This window comes from Undibacterium paludis, from assembly GCF_022568815.1.
Lineage (GTDB): Bacteria > Pseudomonadota > Gammaproteobacteria > Burkholderiales > Burkholderiaceae_D > Undibacterium.
Map to the genome: position 1 here is coordinate 71,796 of NZ_JAKZHX010000015.1, position 18,182 is coordinate 89,977.

At 52.3% G+C, this 18,182-nt stretch carries 16 protein-coding genes; all 16 read left to right on the forward strand.

The genetic code is table 11. The annotated features are described in order from the left end of the window. Window positions 1–60 precede the first annotated feature (60 nt). The 16 genes from LZ463_RS23170 (at window position 61) to LZ463_RS23245 (ending at window position 18,148) form a co-directional block, all read left to right on the forward strand. Window positions 61–759, forward strand: a complete 699-nt coding sequence (locus tag LZ463_RS23170; protein WP_241458672.1) for a transposase — start codon at window positions 61–63, stop codon at window positions 757–759. Window positions 760–1,207: 448 nt separating this feature from the next. After that, entirely contained in the window at window positions 1,208–5,896 is a 4,689-nt protein-coding gene (locus tag LZ463_RS23175) for a glutamate synthase-related protein (protein ID WP_241458673.1), read from the forward strand. A gap of 95 nt (window positions 5,897–5,991) precedes the next feature. Further along, window positions 5,992–7,455 (forward strand): glutamate synthase subunit beta, encoded by a 1,464-nt coding sequence (locus LZ463_RS23180; protein ID WP_241458674.1) that lies wholly within the window; start codon window positions 5,992–5,994, stop codon window positions 7,453–7,455. Window positions 7,456–7,784: 329 nt separating this feature from the next. Further along, window positions 7,785–8,588 (forward strand): ABC transporter ATP-binding protein, encoded by an 804-nt coding sequence (locus tag LZ463_RS23185; RefSeq protein ID WP_241458675.1) that lies wholly within the window; start codon window positions 7,785–7,787, stop codon window positions 8,586–8,588. Next, window positions 8,585–9,355: a lipid asymmetry maintenance ABC transporter permease subunit MlaE gene (gene mlaE, locus LZ463_RS23190; protein WP_241458676.1), complete on the forward strand. Its 771-nt coding sequence runs from the start codon at window positions 8,585–8,587 to the stop codon at window positions 9,353–9,355. Before LZ463_RS23185 ends, mlaE begins: the two co-directional genes overlap by 4 nt. 147 nt (window positions 9,356–9,502) lie before the next feature. Further along, window positions 9,503–9,979 carry an outer membrane lipid asymmetry maintenance protein MlaD gene (gene mlaD, locus LZ463_RS23195; RefSeq protein WP_241458677.1) on the forward strand — a complete coding sequence of 159 codons (477 nt, stop codon included), beginning with the start codon at window positions 9,503–9,505 and terminating at the stop codon, window positions 9,977–9,979. Between the two features lie 32 nt (window positions 9,980–10,011). After that, on the forward strand, window positions 10,012–10,749 hold the full coding sequence (locus tag LZ463_RS23200; protein WP_489686144.1) for an MlaA family lipoprotein: 738 nt from the start codon (window positions 10,012–10,014) through the stop codon (window positions 10,747–10,749). Window positions 10,750–10,890: 141 nt separating this feature from the next. Further along, entirely contained in the window at window positions 10,891–11,544 is a 654-nt protein-coding gene (locus LZ463_RS23205; protein WP_489686145.1) for an MlaC/ttg2D family ABC transporter substrate-binding protein, read from the forward strand. A 17-nt stretch (window positions 11,545–11,561) separates the two neighbouring features. Beyond that, complete coding sequence (locus tag LZ463_RS23210; RefSeq protein ID WP_241458679.1) at window positions 11,562–11,837, forward strand: STAS domain-containing protein; 276 nt, start codon at window positions 11,562–11,564, stop codon at window positions 11,835–11,837. Window positions 11,838–12,043: 206 nt separating this feature from the next. Next, entirely contained in the window at window positions 12,044–12,964 is a 921-nt protein-coding gene (locus LZ463_RS23215; protein ID WP_241458680.1) for an ABC transporter ATP-binding protein, read from the forward strand. Window positions 12,965–12,969: 5 nt separating this feature from the next. Further along, the gene (locus LZ463_RS23220; protein WP_241458740.1) at window positions 12,970–13,725 is read left to right on the forward strand and encodes an ABC transporter permease; all 756 of its coding nucleotides are present in this window, start codon (window positions 12,970–12,972) and stop codon (window positions 13,723–13,725) included. A gap of 126 nt (window positions 13,726–13,851) precedes the next feature. Next, on the forward strand, window positions 13,852–14,088 hold the full coding sequence (locus tag LZ463_RS23225) for a BolA family protein (RefSeq protein ID WP_241458681.1): 237 nt from the start codon (window positions 13,852–13,854) through the stop codon (window positions 14,086–14,088). Continuing rightward, window positions 14,088–15,338 (forward strand): UDP-N-acetylglucosamine 1-carboxyvinyltransferase, encoded by a 1,251-nt coding sequence (murA, locus tag LZ463_RS23230; RefSeq protein ID WP_241458682.1) that lies wholly within the window; start codon window positions 14,088–14,090, stop codon window positions 15,336–15,338. Before LZ463_RS23225 ends, murA begins: the two co-directional genes overlap by 1 nt. An 11-nt stretch (window positions 15,339–15,349) precedes the next feature. Then, window positions 15,350–16,003, forward strand: a complete 654-nt coding sequence (gene hisG / locus LZ463_RS23235) for an ATP phosphoribosyltransferase (protein ID WP_241458741.1) — start codon at window positions 15,350–15,352, stop codon at window positions 16,001–16,003. Window positions 16,004–16,020: 17 nt separating this feature from the next. Then, on the forward strand, window positions 16,021–17,334 hold the full coding sequence (hisD, locus tag LZ463_RS23240) for a histidinol dehydrogenase (RefSeq protein WP_241458683.1): 1,314 nt from the start codon (window positions 16,021–16,023) through the stop codon (window positions 17,332–17,334). A gap of 40 nt (window positions 17,335–17,374) precedes the next feature. Further along, complete coding sequence (locus LZ463_RS23245; RefSeq protein WP_241458742.1) at window positions 17,375–18,148, forward strand: DNA-methyltransferase; 774 nt, start codon at window positions 17,375–17,377, stop codon at window positions 18,146–18,148. Window positions 18,149–18,182: the final 34 nt, after the last annotated feature.

Here is an 18,182-nt window from a genome sequence, read left to right on the forward strand (position 1 = left end):
TTGACAAGCCAGGCTCTGGCAAGCACAATCCAGACTCTTTTGGATTTCGTACAGCTTGCCATGGCCAGACTAGCCCGACTTGTTATCCCGCATCAGCAACATCATGTCATCCAGCGCGGCAATGCTGGCACCATGATTTTTCATGATGCCGAGGACTACACGTCTTTTCTGGACTGGTTGAAGCAAGCCGCCAGGCTGTTTGATGTGGTTATCCATGCTTATGTATTGATGCCGGATCACCTTCATCTTTTGCTGACCCCGGGTGACGAGTCTGGTCTGGGCAAGATGATGCAGTGGCTGGGCCGTCACTATGTCCCCTATTTCAATCGCAAGTATCAGCGTACTGGAACTCTGTGGCAGGGGCGCTATCGTGCTACTGTCATAGAATCATCGACATACTTTATTCCCTGCAGTATCTATATAGAAAGCAATCCGCAGCGTGCAGGTCTGGTACAGGATCTGCTTGACTACCCATGGTGCAGCTATCGCCATCATGCCGGTTTGCATATAGACCCCCTGATTACTGATCACAGCAGTTATTGGGCATTGGGCAACACCCCTTTCCAGCGTGAAGCCGCCTATAAGGAAAAGCTGGAGTCAGGCTTGTCTGCCCAGCAAATCAATGAAATCACGCAAGCGACGACCAAGGCCTGGATGCTGGGTACGGCCAAATTCAAGATAGAAATGAGCAAGCTGACGGCACGTCGGGTGGAGCCCGTCAAGCGTGGCCGGCCACGCAAGGCAGACACTGCAGATTGAGTTTCTGAGATTGTGGCACCGAGCCACAGTCAAGAGCATCCTGGAAACTTCCAAGATCAATTGAAAAATAGTCTAAATCGAAGAATGCGCTCTTCTTCACTATGTCCCTAATTAAATAATTCAAATATGCTCTTTATTTTAATTTGACACTGACCCTAAATAAAACAGTTGAATAATCTTTTGCACTGCACTATTCTCTATCCCAGTCCCAACAGGATTTACGCAAAACTGTCGTTGTCAGGCAAATCCAGGCCGACACATTTGTCCAGCATTCACCATGTTTCATTACCCGGAGGCATGGTCAGGTCGATTTGAAAGATGTTTTTGAGTCGATGTCATCAATCTGCCATCAGCAGTCTGCAAGATAGCCAAGGTAGCCCATCTGTATGCCTGTGGCCGACAGCTGTTTCACGTAAGTCCTGATATTGAATTGTCCTCCGGAGGTAATATGCACGCTCAAGGTTTGTACGACCCGTCCAATGAACATGATGCCTGTGGTGTCGGTTTTGTTGCCCACATCAAGGGCAAGAAAACCCATGCCATCGTTGACCAGGGTTTGCTGATCCTGAAAAATCTTGACCACAGGGGCGCGGTTGGTGCCGATGCCCTGATGGGTGATGGCGCCGGTATCCTGATCCAGATACCTGACCAGTATTATCGTGAAGAGATGGCCAAACAGGGCATCAACCTGCCGCCACCCGGTGAATATGGCGTAGGCATGATCTTTCTGCCCAAGGAACATGCATCCCGTCTGGCTTGCGAACAAGAGATAGAACGTGCCGTGCGTGCAGAAGGCCAGGTCGTACTGGGCTGGCGTGATGTGCCAGTAGACCGCGACATGCCGATGTCGCCTACCGTGCGTGAAAAAGAGCCGGTCATACGCCAGATCTTCATCGGTCGCGGCCCTGATATCATGGTCACTGATGCGCTGGAGCGCAAACTGTATGTAATCCGCAAATCGGCTGTGCATGCGATTGAAGCCCTGCATCTCCTTCATGGCAAGGAATACTTCGTACCGTCGATGTCAGCCCGTACCATCGTCTATAAAGGCTTGCTGCTGGCTGACCAGGTCGGTGTCTACTATAAAGACCTGCAGGACGAACGTTGCGTGTCTGCGCTGGCCCTCGTGCATCAGCGTTTCTCGACCAATACCTTCCCTGAATGGCCGCTGGCCCACCCTTACCGCATGATTGCGCATAACGGTGAAATCAATACCGTCAAAGGCAACTTCAACTGGATGCGCGCCCGTGAAGGCGTCATGAAATCTGCCGTACTCGGTGATGATCTGCAAAAACTGTATCCGCTGATTTTTGAAGGTCAGTCCGATACGGCAAGTTTTGACAATGCGCTGGAATTGCTGGTCATGGCTGGCTACCCGATTGCCCAGGCCATGATGATGATGATCCCCGAAGCCTGGGAAAACCACACCATGATGGACGACAACCGTCGCGCCTTCTATGAATACCATGCTGCGATGATGGAACCATGGGACGGCCCGGCCGCCATGGCCTTTACCGATGGCCGCCAGATCGGCGGCACGCTCGATCGCAATGGCTTGCGTCCTGCACGTTACATCGTCACGGATGATGACCTGGTCGTCATGGCATCTGAATCCGGCGTTTTGCCTATTCCAGAATCGAAGATCATCAAGAAATGGCGTCTGCAACCAGGCAAGATGTTCCTGATTGACCTGGAAGCCGGTCGCATCATAGATGACAAGGAAATCAAGGACACTTACGCCAACGCCAAACCTTACAAGCAATGGATACAATCGGTACGTATCAAGCTCAATGAATTGAAGGCAGCAGAAGACAAGACAGAATACGCCGCGACCTTGCTGGACAGACAGCAGGCGTTTGGCTATACCCAGGAAGACCTGAAATTCCTGATGGCGCCTATGGCCGTCGGTGGAGAAGAAGCAATCGGCTCCATGGGCAATGATTCTTCGCTGGCCGTCATGTCGAACAAGTTGAAGCCGCTATACAACTACTTCAAGCAATTGTTTGCGCAGGTCACCAATCCACCTATCGACCCTATACGCGAAGCGATGGTGATGTCGCTGGTGTCCTTCATCGGTCCAAAACCGAATTTGCTGGATACCAATAACATCAACCCGCCCATGCGCCTGGAAGTAGCACAACCAATACTGGATTTTGCTGATATCGCCAAGCTGCGCAATATCAGCGCCAATACCGGCGGCAAATTCAAGTCGTATGAACTGGACATCTGCTATCCCATCGCCTGGGGCAAGGATGGTATCGAGGCGCGCCTGGCTTCCATCTGTGCTGAAGTTGTCGACGCGGTCAAATCCGGTCATAACATAATGATTATCACGGACCGCAAGATGGATGCCAACTATGTGGCTATCCCGGCATTGCTGGCAACATCGACTGTGCATCAGCACCTGGTCAGCAAGGGTTTGCGCACAACCACAGGCCTGGTCGTCGAGACTGGCTCTGCCCGTGAAACCCATCACTTTGCCCTGCTGGCAGGTTATGGTGCGGAAGCAGTTCACCCCTACCTGGCGATGCAGACCCTGGCCGATATGGCCAAGGATTTGTCCGGTGAGTTGTCGGCAGAAAAAGCGATCTACAACTACACCAAGGCGATAGGCAAGGGCTTGATGAAGGTCATGTCCAAGATGGGTATCTCTACCTATATGTCGTATTGCGGCGCGCAGATTTTTGAAGCAGTTGGCCTCAATAAATCCCTGGTTGACAAATACTTCAGGGGCACGGCATCGAATGTAGAAGGCATAGGCGTGTTTGAAGTTGCTGAAGAAGCTTTGCGCCTGCACAAGGCAGCCTTTGGCAGCGACCCGGTACTGGCCAATGCACTCGATGCTGGTGGTGAATATGCTTATCGCGTCCGTGGTGAAGACCATATGTGGACACCGGATGCGATTGCCAAGCTCCAGCATTCGACCCGTGCCAACAACTACAATTCTTACAAAGAATATGCGCAGATCATCAATGACCAGAGCAAGCGTCATATGACTTTGCGTGGCCTGTTTGAATTCAAGATAGATCCGAGCAAAGCCATTTCCCTGGACCAGGTAGAACCTGCCAAGGAAATCGTCAAACGTTTTGCGACAGGTGCGATGTCTCTGGGCTCCATCAGTACGGAAGCACATGCGACACTGGCGATCGCCATGAACCGCATAGGCGGCAAATCAAATACCGGTGAAGGCGGTGAAGATCCTGCGCGCTATCAGCAAGAACTGAAAGGCATCCCTATCAGGCAGGGTGAAACCCTGGCTTCTGTTGTAGGTAAAGACCAGATAGAGGTTGATATTCCCTTGCAGGATGGTGATTCGTTGCGGTCACGCATCAAACAGGTGGCATCTGGCCGCTTTGGTGTGACGGCAGAATACCTGACGTCGGCAGACCAGATACAGATCAAGATGGCGCAAGGCGCCAAGCCGGGCGAGGGTGGTCAATTGCCTGGTCATAAGGTATCCGAGTACATCGCCAAACTGCGTTTTTCTGTACCAGGTGTGGGCCTGATTTCTCCGCCACCGCATCATGACATTTATTCGATCGAAGATCTGGCGCAACTGATCCATGACCTCAAAAACGTCAATCCAAAAGCGTCGATTTCGGTCAAGCTGGTGTCTGAAGTCGGTGTTGGCACCGTGGCTGCCGGTGTATCCAAAGCCAAGGCCGATCACGTGGTCATCGCTGGTCATGACGGCGGCACCGGTGCTTCACCTTTGTCTTCGATTAAACATGCCGGTACGCCGTGGGAACTGGGCTTGTCTGAAACCCAGCAGACCCTGGTCCTGAATGGCTTGCGTGGCCGTGTGCGTGTACAGGCTGACGGCCAGATGAAGACAGGTCGCGACGTGGCGATAGCCGCCATGCTCGGTGCAGATGAAATTGGTTTTGCCACCGCGCCACTGGTGGTTGAAGGCTGCATCATGATGCGCAAATGTCATCTGAATACCTGCCCGGTCGGTGTGGCGACACAAGACCCGGTTTTGCGCGCCAAGTTCTCTGGCAAGCCTGAATACGTCGTCAACTATTTCTTCTTCGTTGCAGAAGAGGTGCGTCAGATCATGGCACAACTGGGCATACGGACTTATGATGAATTGATCGGTCGTGTAGACCTGCTCGACAAGTCCAAAGCCGTTGCGCACTGGAAAGCCAAGGGCCTGGATTTCAGCCGCATCTTCTATCAGCCAGAACTGGCTGAAGGTGCGGCGATACGCCATGTTGACGGCCAGGACCATGGCCTGGAAAAAGCGCTCGACAACAAACTGATCGCCCAGGCAAAAATCGCTCTCGATACGGGTGAAAAAGTATCCTTCATTTCGCCGATCAAGAACCTGAACCGCACTGTCGGCACCATGTTGTCCGGCGAGGTCGCCAAGAAATACGGTCATGAAGGTTTGCCGGATGACACCATCCATATCCAGTTGCAGGGTACGGCTGGCCAGTCTGCCGGCGCTTTCCTCGCACATGGTGTGACCCTGGACCTGGTGGGCGAGGGTAATGACTATGTGGGCAAGGGCTTGTCTGGTGGCCGCATCATCATTCGCCCAAATACAGAATTCCGTGGCTGGGCAATCGACAACATTATCTGTGGTAACACCGTTCTGTACGGTGCTATCTCCGGTGAAGCCTTCATCAACGGCGTTGCTGGCGAACGTTTTGCCGTGCGTAATTCCGGTGCTGTTACTGTTGTTGAAGGCACCGGTGACCATGGCTGCGAATACATGACTGGCGGCACCGTCATCGTTCTGGGCAACACGGGTCGTAACTTTGCCGCTGGCATGTCGGGTGGTATCGCTTATGTGTACGATCCGGAAGGCGAATTCGAGGCCAAATGCAATATGTCCATGGTGACTCTGGAGCCGGTATTGGCCGGTGATGTACAACTGGCGACCATGGATAAATCGATCTGGCACAGCCGCACCCGTGGTGGTGAAGGTGAAACGGATGAAGCCATCCTGCGCAACCTGATAGAGCGTCATTTCAAACACACGGGCAGCACCCGTGCCCGTAATTTGCTCGACGACTGGGCACGCAGCCGTGCCAAGTTCGTCAAGGTATTCCCGACAGAATACAAGCGTGCACTTGGTGAAATGTATGCGGCAAAACAGGCCGTCGCCAAAAAAGAAAAAGTCGCAGCATAGTCGATGCCTGCCATGCCGCTGTTGTAGCGGCGTGGCTCTCCTGTGCCACATCAGAATGACAGGGCAGATGCCCGCAACAAAATTGAGGTTAGAAAATGGGTAAAATTACCGGCTTCATGGAATACCAGCGCCTGCAGGAAGCAAGCGAAGCACCACAGTCACGCAAGAAACATTACAAGGAATTCCTGGTTCATCTCGATGATGGCCAGGCCAAGGTCCAGGCCGCACGCTGCATGGATTGCGGCATCCCCTTTTGCAATAACGGCTGCCCGGTCAATAACATCATCCCTGACTGGAATGATCTGGTCTATAACGGCAATGTCAAACTGGCGCTTGATACCCTGCATTCGACCAATAATTTCCCGGAGTTCACAGGCCGCATTTGTCCTGCACCCTGTGAATCTGCCTGCACCCTGGGTATCAATAGCGATGCCGTTGGTATCAAATCGATAGAACATTTCATCATAGACAAAGGCTGGGAAAATGGCTGGGTTGTGCCCCAAGTACCTTCCATCAAGACTGGCAAAAAGATCGCTGTTGTTGGTTCCGGCCCTGCAGGTATGGCAGCAGCGCAACAATTGGCGCGTGTCGGCCATGATGTGACTGTGCTTGAAAAGAATGACCGTGTCGGCGGTTTGCTGCGCTATGGCATTCCTGATTTCAAGATGGAAAAATCACATATAGACCGCCGCGTCGATCAGATGGTTGCTGAAGGCGTGACCTTCCGCACTGGCGTATTCGTCGGCAAGGATTTCCCGGCCAATGTGACCAACTGGGCCAAGGAAACCATCTCGCCGGAACAATTACAAAAAGACTTTGACGCCGTCATCATTGCCGGTGGTGCAGAGACTCCGCGCGACCTGCCCGTACCTGGCCGTGAATTGAAGGGCGTGCATTTCGCCATGGACTTTTTGCCTTTGCAAAACAAGGTCAATGCCGGTGATAAGGTCAAGGACCAGATCATGGCCAGTGGCAAGCACGTCGTCGTCATCGGTGGTGGTGATACCGGTTCTGATTGCGTGGGTACGTCCAATCGCCATGGCGCCAAGTCAGTCACGCAGTTTGAGTTGATGCCCATGCCGCCTGAGCAAGAAAACAAGCCCCTGGTCTGGCCTTACTGGCCAACCAAGCTGCGCACCTCTTCTTCCCACGAAGAAGGTTGCGAGCGTGACTGGGCCGTGGCGACCAAACGCCTGGAAGGCAAGGGTGGCAAGGTAGAGAAGCTGATCGCCTGCCGCGTCGAGTGGAAAGACGGCAAGATGCAGGAGGTGCCAGATTCCGAATTTGAAATGAAAGCCGATCTGGTCTTGCTGGCCATGGGTTTTGTCTCGCCGGTACAACAGGTGCTCGATGCTTTCGGTGTCGATAAAGATGCACGCGGCAATGCCAGGGCAAGCACAGATGGTGTCGGTTGCTACAAGACCAATGTGGACAAGGTCTACGCAGCGGGTGATATGCGCCGCGGCCAGTCACTGGTGGTGTGGGCAATACGTGAAGGGCGCCAGTGCGCGCGTGAAGTGGACGCCTTTCTCATGGGTGATTCTGTATTGCCACGCTGAGACCCTGACGTCATTGCCTGAATCGTCGCTTGTGAAGGCTGGTTTTCTTGAATTGCATGACAGTATTCGTGAAAATCAGCCCTCGAATGTGATGTTTAAGGTAATGTTTCTCAAATAACTGACTCATTATTCATTAATAAAATTATTTTTCACCCTTGCATTTTGTATTTAATTTTGAATTAATCGCATTTACTGATTTTTTTGTTAAAAAGATAGGTAAATTCAGAATTTTCATCATTTAATTATTATTTCTTTAATAGTTGTCTGTACAACCCTTTTTGCCGTTCTGCATTACAATCTAGTTTTTACAAAACTATCTCTCCTCTGTTGTGCCTAATCTAGTAGAAATTCGCGATGTCCAGTTCGGGTACGGTGACAGGATTATTTTGTCCGAGCTCCGTATGGATTTCCCGCGTGGCAAGCTGATTGCCGTCATGGGTGGTTCTGGTTCGGGCAAGACGACGATCCTGCGCCTGATCGGCGGGCAAATACGTGCCCAGCGCGGCAGCGTCAAGGTGGAAACCCAGGAAATTGGTGAGCTTGATACTCAGGGTCTGTATGCGATAAGGCGCAAAATGGGCATGTTGTTTCAGCATGGCGCTTTGTTCACTGACCTTAGCGTGTTTGATAATGTCGCCTTTCCCATGCGTGAGCATACAAACCTGAGCGAATCCATGATACGCGATCTGGTCCTGCTCAAACTGCAGGCAGTGGGTTTGCGTAATGCCGCCAGCCTGATGCCTTCCGAGATTTCAGGCGGCATGGCAAGACGCGTGGCGCTAGCCCGTGCCGTGGCGCTGGACCCGCAGCTGATCATGTATGACGAGCCATTCGCCGGACTTGACCCTATTTCCATGGGCGTTGCGGCCAACCTGATACGGAACTTGAACGACGCTTTGGGGTCTACCTCCATTCTGGTGTCGCATGACGTCAATGAAACCTTTGCGATTGCGGATTACGTGTACTTCTTGTCCAAAGGGAAAATCGTTGCGCAGGGCACGCCGGAAGAAATGCGGATATCCAGCGATCCCTATGTGAAGCAGTTTGTCCATGCCGAAGCCGACGGTCCGGTGCCTTTCCATTATCCGGGCACCTCTTTGCAGGAAGATCTGGGATTGGAGACGCGCGCATGATAGTGGAAAAAGTCGGTGGTTTTGTCCGCTCGAACATGGCTGATCTTGGCTATGCCGCGCGCAGTTTTTTTGCCATCCTGACCAATTGCCTGGGTTTGTGGCGCAGGCCGCGTCTGGTGACGGACCAGATTCATTTCATCGGCAATTACTCAATGGTGATTATTGCCGTTTCAGGACTGTTCGTCGGTTTTGTGCTGGCATACCAGGGGTACTACACCCTGAACCGTTATGGCTCTGAAGAGGCGCTGGGTTTGCTGGTGGCCTTGTCACTGGTGCGTGAACTCGGTCCAGTCGTGACAGCATTGTTGTTTGCCGGTCGCGCAGGGACTTCATTGACTGCCGAGATAGGTCTGATGAAAGCAGGCGAGCAATTGTCAGCGATGGAAATGATGGCGGTAAATCCTGTACAAAGGGTATTGGCGCCGCGTTTTCTGGCAGGCATTGTCGCCATGCCGATACTGACTTCCATCTTCAATGCCATGGGTATCATTGGTGGTTATGTCGTCGGCGTGAAACTGATCGGTGTGGACAATGGCGCTTTTTGGTCCCAGATGCAGGCGGGAGTGGAAGTATTTCAGGATATAGGCAATGGTGTAGTTAAAAGCATCGTTTTCGGTTTTGCAGTAAGCTTTGTTGCATTATTTCAGGGTTATGAGGCGCAACCCACCCCCGAGGGTGTGGCGCGTGCAACCACCAGAACGGTTGTCATTTCATCTTTGTTAGTACTGTGGCTCGATTTCTTGCTGACTGCGTGGATGTTCCAGTAATAATGCAGGTAGGGAAATCGTCAAGCCGGTGCAGCTAAGACCAGCCAAGCAATGACCAGGTTACTTGACAGAAGCTGCTTCATTCATTGATGTGCGCTAGCTAACAGAGTGCCGAACAAAATTGTAGAAAAATGTAGGAAAAGAAAAATGCAAAAAAAATCATTGGACTTCTGGGTGGGACTGTTCGTCTTGCTGGGAGCTGCCGCACTGTTGTTTCTGGCACTTAAGGCCGGCAATTTAAGTTCATTGTCATTTGAGCAGACCTATACTGTTACTGCGCGCTTTGACAATATCGGCGGCTTGAAGCCACGTGCGGCAGTCAAGAGTGCTGGCGTGGTGGTAGGGCGTATCAGTGAAATCAAGTTTGACGACAAGACTTTCCAGGCAACGGTCGTCATGGAATTGGAAAAACGTTATAAATTCCCGAAAAATTCATCCATCAAGATACTGACAGCAGGTTTGCTTGGGGAGCAATACATAGGTTTGTCGGCAGGTAGCGACGAAGCGACGCTGGTTGCGGGTGACAGAATTAAATTTACACAAGATGCCATCGTACTTGAAAGCCTGATCAGTCAGTTCCTGTTCAGTAAGGCGGCAGATGGCAATACGGAAGAAAAAAAATGAATCGGACTGAAAAATTTCCTGGAATAAGCAGGATGTTTGCCCTGTTTCTGCTGCTCGGCAGTGTGTTGTTGACTGGTTGCAGTACGGTCACAGTAGAAAAAATCAAGGACAAGGCAGACCAGACCCTTGATGCAATCAGCACAAAGACCAATATAGGTAACAATCCGCGTGACCCACTTGAAGGCTTTAACCGTGCCATGTTCAGCTTCAACGATACCGTTGATACGGCTGTCGTCAAGCCCGTTGCACAGGCTTACCGTAGTGCTACACCGAGTTTTGTGCAGACTGGCGTGGGCAATTTCTTCAGCAATATCGGTGACGTCTGGAATGCAGTCAACAACCTTTTGCAGGGCAGGGTGAATGACAGTGTGACCGATGTGATGCGTTTTGCCGTCAACACCACACTGGGGATAGGCGGCCTGATTGATATTAGTTCTGCTGCGGGTATGCCCAAGCATAATGAAGATTTTGGCCAGACGTTGGGGCGCTGGGGTGTCAAGTCCGGACCTTATCTGGTATTGCCTGTCCTTGGGCCGTCGACAGTACGTGACGCCCTTGCAACGCCAGTGGACATGAAGGGCGATCTGTGGACTTATAAGCGGCCCATGCATGTGCGCAATATAGGCACTTTCGTGCGCCTTGTTGATAAACGTGCATCAGTGCTGGATGCCGGCAGCCTGCTGGAAGAGGCTGCACTTGATAAATACGTATTCTTCCGTGATGCCTATCTGCAACGTCGTGCCGGACAGGTGAATCCGGACGAGGATTAACGACGTATCAAGTTGAAATTGTAAGAATTGATCATGGACGTCAACCAGCTTGATGTCTATCAGGTTAACGGACTTAGGAAGCCGCGGTATCTGTTACCGCGAACTATGTAACAAGAATACAAGAAAGAACAGGAAGAAAAAATGAAACGATCTTTTAGCAAATTTTTTACGCTGGTATTTGCCGGCATACTCAGCCTGGTCATGTTCAGCGCACATGCCCAAGCTCAGGAGGGGCCTGACGTTCTGGTTAAGCGCCTGAGCCAGGAAATCCTGGATACAGCAAAAAATGATAAGGATATCCAGGCAGGGAATCAAAAGAAAGTGTATGACATGGTGGAAAGTAAAATCCTGCCTTACATAGACTTTCCACGCATGACTTCCCTTGCTGCTGGCAAAAGCTGGAAAGAAGCCACACCAGACCAGCAAAAACAATTGACGAATGAGTTCCGTACTCTGCTGGTGTTCACCTACTCTGGCGCGATTTCACAGATCAAGGACCAGCGCGTCGAATTCAAACCCTTGCGTGCCGACCCGACGGATACAGAAGTCGAAGTGCGTAGCCAGGTTATACAGTCCCGTGGTGAGCCCATTGTCTTGAATTATCGTCTGGAAAAACTGGCCGCAGGATGGAAAATCTTTGACATCAACGTCCTCGGCGCCTGGCTGGTCGAAACCTACAAAGGCAGTTTTGCCGCCGAAATCAGCAAATCCGGTATCGATGGCCTGATCAAGACTTTGGCAGAAAAGAACAAAAAGCTGGCAGCTGCCGGTGCGGCAAAGGCCGCCAGCAAATAATCTGGAAGGATCATATTGTGTATAAAGTAAGCGGCAGCCTCAGTCATGAAACAGCAAATCAAGTCGCTGCTGCTGGCCTGGCTGCCATTACTGCCGGGCAATTGCAATTTGACCTGTCAGAATTGGCAAAAATTGATTCCAGTGCAGTAGCCGTCATGATTGAATGGCAACGCCAGGCAAGCCGTCTTGGCAAACAACTGGCATTTCAGGCGGCACCTGCCAGCCTGATCAGCTTGATAGACTTATACGGTCTGAAAGAGCAATTTAATATCATTTCCCCGGAACGACATTGAACCTGTCGTCAAGTATCTCCCTGAATGGCATGCTGATTTCTACTCAGTGCATGCCATTTCAGTCCAAATGCTGAAAATCCCCTATAATCAAAGGTTTCGTCACCGGAAAAGGTGTAAAGCCAGGCTTAGGGTTTTAATTCCTTAATCAGCACCCGGTGCAAATGCCCGAACAGGCTCAAATACGCCCAAGAAGCACAATACGCCATATGGCAGCCATACAAATTACCAATATACAAAAACGCTACCAGTCGCTACAGGCGCTGGGCGGTGTCTCGCTTTCCATCGAGGAAGGTGAATTTTTCGGTTTGCTGGGGCCAAATGGTGCTGGTAAAACCACCTTGATTTCCATCCTGGCCGGCCTCAATCGTGCCGATGCCGGCAATATCACCGTACAAGGCCATGATGTTGTCACTGATTACCGCAATGCCCGTAAAAAGCTCGGTGTAGTGCCGCAAGAACTGGTATTCGACCCCTTCTTTACCGTGCGCGAGACGTTGCGCATGCAGTCCGGTTATTTTGGTCTGAAGAACAACGACAAATGGATAGATGAGGTCATGGAAAATCTTGACCTCACCAACAAGGCGGACGTCAATATGCGCGCCCTGTCTGGTGGCATGAAACGCCGCGTGCTCGTCGCGCAGGCGCTGGTACACAAACCACCCGTCATCGTGCTGGATGAACCTACAGCCGGGGTTGACGTGGAATTGCGCCAGACCCTGTGGCAATTCATCGCCCGCCTGAATCGCGAAGGCCATACCGTCGTCCTGACTACTCACTATCTGGAAGAGGCGCAAGCTTTGTGCAACCGCATCGCCATGCTGAAACTGGGCAAGGTAGTTGCACTCGACAGTACCGCCAACCTGATCAAGCGGATCTCCGGTTCGCAATTACGTGTGACTCTGGCCGCCACCGGCGTGGTGACTTTGCCAGCCAGCCTGCGTGAAAAAGTCATCAGCCATGAAATCCAGGCTGATCCGCGTCAGTTCGCCTTGCGGGTGACGGACTACAATGAAGTCGAGGGCATGCTCGCTGCTTTTCGCGCTGATGGTTGTCTCATTGAAGATATGCATTTGTTGCAAGCTGACCTGGAAGATGTCTTCCTGCAAATCATGGAGGGCAGCAAATGAGCGGCATGACCGGTTTTAATACTCTGCTGTATAAAGAGGTTTTGCGCTTCTGGAAGGTGGCCACGCAAACCATTACTGCGCCCATCATGACGGCCTTGCTGTACCTGCTGATCTTCGGTCATGTACTGGAAGAGCATGTCCAGGTTTATCCCGGTGTCAAATACACGGCCTTTCTGGTGCCTGGCCTGGTGATGATGAGTGTCTTGCAAAATGCCTTCGCCAATTCTTCATCGTCACTGATACAGTCCAAGATCACCGGCAACCTGGTCTTCATCCTGCTGCCGCCGCTGTCACATTGGGAAATTTTCAGCGCCTACGTGCTGGCCGCCATCTTGCGTGGCGTTGCTGTCGGTACCGGTGTCTTTGTGGTGACAGCCTGGTTTGCTGACCTGCATTTTGTCGCACCGGTCTGGATAGCTGTCTTCGCCTTCCTTGGCGCCGCCATGCTCGGTACGATGGGTTTGATCGCCGGTATCTGGGCCGAAAAATTTGACCAGCTGGCAGCTTTCCAGAACTTCCTGATCATGCCAGCCACTTTCTTATCCGGTGTGTTTTACTCCATCCATTCCTTACCTGGAATCTGGCAAAGTATTTCGCGCTTCAATCCTTTCTTTTACATGATAGATGGCTTCCGTTATGGCTTCTTCGGCAAGTCTGATGTTGATCCTTTGTATAGCCTGACCATCGTGTCTGTTTTTTCGCTGTTGTTGGCAGCGATAGCAGTCAACATGCTCAAGCGTGGATATAAGTTGCGACATTAGAAGCCTCTACCTGCAGGATTGTATGAAATGCTTTCGTTAAGTGTTGTACCAGGCCTGGCACTGAATATGTTGTGGAATTGAATTTGACGATAATTGCAGTACCCATTTTGATCAAGAGAGCAAGCCGTGTTTCCTACGCCCGAACAAATTAAAAACTACATTGCAGCCGGTCTGGAATGTACTCACCTGGAAGTCGAAGGCGACGGCCAGCATTTCAATGCCGTTATCGTGTCTGCCGCCTTTGCCGGCAAGCGCCCGATACAGCGCCATCAACTGGTCTATGCCGTACTGGGTGATCGCATGCGCGAAGAAATACATGCCTTATCAATGAAAACCCTGACACCTGAAGAGTACGCAGCATAATGGACAAATTATTGATCACAGGCGGACAGCGCCTGAACGGTGACATTTCTATCTCTGGCGCCAAGAACGCTGCATTACCTATCTTATGCGCAGGTTTGCTGACTGCGGGTGATGTGACTTTGCACAATGTGCCATCCCTGCAGGATGTCAGCACCATGCTCAAATTGCTGCGTCAGATGGGTTTGCAGGTTACGCAGGAAAACGGTGTAACCGTACTCAATGGCGCGGCTGTCGACAAGCTGGAAGCTCCGTATGACCTGGTGAAGACCATGCGTGCGTCCATCCTGGTGCTCGGCCCCTTGCTGGCGCGTTTTGGCGAAGCCAAGGTATCTTTGCCTGGTGGTTGCGCCATCGGTTCCCGTCCAGTCGATCAGCACATCAAGGGCTTGCAGGCCATGGGCGCTGATATCACGATAGAAGCCGGTTATATCCATGCCAAGGCCAAGAAACTCAAGGGTACACGTGTCGTTACTGACATGATCACCGTCACTGGTACTGAAAACCTGCTGATGGCGGCCACCCTGGCAGAAGGTGAAACCGTGCTTGAGAATGCAGCGCGCGAACCGGAAGTCACCGACCTGGCCAACCTGCTGGTGGCCATGGGCGCAAAAATCGAAGGCATAGGTACTGACCGCCTGGTCATCCAGGGCGTGGACAGTTTGCACGGCGCCAGCCATACCGTGATTGCCGATCGTATCGAGACTGCCACCTTCCTGTGTGCAGTTGCTGCCACCGGTGGCGACATCACTTTGAAGAATACGCGCAGCGACATCCTCGATGTTGCCCTGGACAAGTTACGTGAAGCAGGTGTGATCCTGACGACAGGGCCGGACTGGATACGCGCACAAATGAGCAGCCGTCCCAAAGCCGTTGGTTTCCGCACTACTGAATACCCGGGTTTCCCTACCGACATGCAGGCGCAATTCATGGCCCTGAACTGTATCGCCGCAGGTACTTCACGCGTGACAGAAACGATTTTTGAAAATCGTTTCATGCATGTACAGGAAATGAATCGTCTTGGTGCAAAGATAGAAATCGATGGTCATACCGCCATCGTCAATGGGGTGGACAAACTGGTTGGCGCACCGGTCATGGCGACGGATTTGCGTGCTTCGGCATCGCTGGTGATCGCCGCCATGGTGGCTGAAGGCGAGACCCTGATAGACCGCATCTATCACCTGGACCGTGGCTACGACCGCATGGAAGTCAAACTGTCGGCAGTTGGCGCACAAATACAGCGAGTCAAATAATGTCTTCACCTATCACGTCGCAACTGACACTGGCCTTGTCCAAAGGCCGCATCTTTGAAGAAACCCTACCCTTGCTGGAAGCAGCAGGCATACGCGTGACTGAAGATCCGGAAAAATCACGCAAGCTGATTTTGTCCACCAATGATCCTGAGATACGCGTCATCATCGTGCGTGCTTCTGATGTGCCCACCTATGTGCAATATGGCGCCGCAGATTTTGGTGTGGCGGGCAAAGATGTCTTGCATGAGCATGGCGGCGCCGGCCTGTATCAGCCTATCGACCTGAACATTGCAAAGTGCCGCATGTCAGTGGCCGTATCGGCAGGCTTTGACTATGAAAATGCAGTACGCCAGGGTGCGCGCCTGCGTGTCGCCACCAAATACACCGAAACTGCGCGTCAGCATTTCGCCAGCAAGGGTGTGCACGTTGATCTGATCAAACTGTATGGCTCCATGGAGCTCGCTCCGCTGGTCGGCTTGTCGGATGCGATCGTCGATCTGGTCAGTACCGGCAGCACCCTGCGCGCCAACAACCTGATTGAAGTCGAGCACATCATGGAAATTTCTTCGCGCCTGGTAGTCAACCAGGCGGCACTGAAATTGAAACGTGAACGACTGCAACCGATACTGGAAGCATTTGATCGTGCCTCCAAAGCCAACGCCTGATTGAAGAAGAGAAAAGCATGGCATCCCTGATTACCCGGCTTGACACGACCGATATAGATTTTTCCCGAAAACTGACCTCCCTGCTGGCCTTTGAAGCCAGTGAAGATGAGGCGATAGACCGCGCCGCCGCCCAGATACTGGCCAGCGTCAAGGCTAACGGTGATACAGCCGTGCTGGAAGCGACCAATCGTTTTGACCGTCTCAATGCCAGCAGCGTTGCTGCACTGGAGTTGTCACAAGACGAAATGCAGGCTGCACTGGCTTCACTGAATCCAGAGCGTCGCAGCGCGCTGGAAACCGCAGCAGCACGCGTGCGTGCCTATCATGAAGTGCAAAAGACTGAATGTGGTTCTGCCGGTTTCAGTTATACCGAAGCCGACGGCACAGTGCTGGGGCAGAAGGTCACGCCGCTTGATCGCGTCGGCATCTATGTCCCTGGTGGCAAGGCAGCTTATCCATCTTCCGTATTGATGAATGCGATACCGGCCAAGGTAGCGGGCGTCAAGGAAATCATTATGGTTGTACCTACGCCGGATGGTGTGAAAAACCCGCTGGTGCTGGCAGCGGCGGCGATTGCCGGTGTTGATCGCGTGTTTACAATAGGTGGTGCGCAAGCGGTTGGCGCGTTGGCCTATGGCACGGCTACTGTACCCGCAGTTGATAAAATTGTTGGCCCCGGCAATGCCTATGTGGCTGCGGCCAAGCGCAGGGTGTTTGGCGTGGTCGGCATAGACATGATCGCTGGCCCATCTGAAATTCTGGTACTGTGCGACGGCACGACTGACCCTGACTGGGTCGCCATGGATTTATTTTCACAAGCCGAACATGATGAGCTGGCGCAATCGATCCTGCTGTGCCCCGATGAAGCGTATATAGAAGCCGTGCAAGCCAGTATCATCAAGCTGCTGCCGGACATGCCCCGGCATGAAGTGATACGCACTTCGCTAGCCAATCGTGGTGCACTGATCAAGGTGCGCGACATGGAAGAAGCCTGTGACATCGCGAATAATATAGCGGCTGAGCATCTGGAAATTTCAGCAGAAAACCCGCAACAATGGGCAGACAGGATACGTCATGCCGGCGCCATGTTTCTTGGTCGCTACTCGTCAGAGTCATTGGGGGATTATTGTGCCGGCCCCAACCATGTGTTGCCGACTTCACGCACGGCGCGTTTTTCTTCGCCGCTGGGAGTGTACGATTTCCAGAAGCGCTCATCGATGATACATGTCAGCGAGCAGGGCGCACAAACACTGGGCAAGGTCGCTGCCGAACTCGCTTATGGCGAAGGCTTGCAGGCGCACGCCCGCAGTGCAGAATTGCGGCTCAAGTAATGAGTCATTATCCGCTATCCGACATGAACCAGAATATATGATGGCTCAATGGCGCAACCAGGTTTTTTGCGAAGATGCGTTGCAAGGTCTGGCGCGTTTGCCAGACGCCAGCGTTGATCTGTTGCTGGCTGACCCGCCTTACGGGCTGGGTAAGGATTATGGCAATGATTCCGACAAGATGGAGGCAGCAGCTTACCTGGACTGGATGACGCAGTGGGTTGACCTGGCACTGCCCAAGCTCAAGGCGAATGGCAGTGTGTACATCTTCCTGACCTGGCGCTATTCACCAGAAGTATTCGTCATGCTCAAGCAGCGCATGAGCATGATGAATGAAATCATCTGGGACAGGCGAGTGCCGTCGATGGGCGGCAGTGTACGCAAGTATTCATCGGTACACGACACCATAGGCTTTTTTGTCAAAGCCAGGGATTATTATTTTGACCTGGATGCCATACGCATCCCGTATGATGCCGCCACCAAGAAAGCCCGCAGCCGCAAGATTTTCGAGGGTGCGAAATGGCTGGAACTGGGATTCAATCCCAAGGATGTCTGGAGTGTGTCGCGTCTGCACAGAGAGCACGCCGAACGCGAAGAGCATCCTACCCAAAAACCGCTCGAAATCATCGAGCGTATGATCAAGGCTTCCTGCCCACCCGGTGGCGTAGTTCTCGATCCCTTCATGGGCAGCGGCACGACCGCCGTTGCTGCCAAACGCTGTGGGCGTGATTTTGTCGGTTTCGAATTGAATCCCGACTATTGCGCCATGATAGAAAATCGCCTGGCCCTGCTTGACACTGAAGTCTTGCCGGCCTGATTGACCAAGCTGTACGGTCAGAGCGATTCTCAAG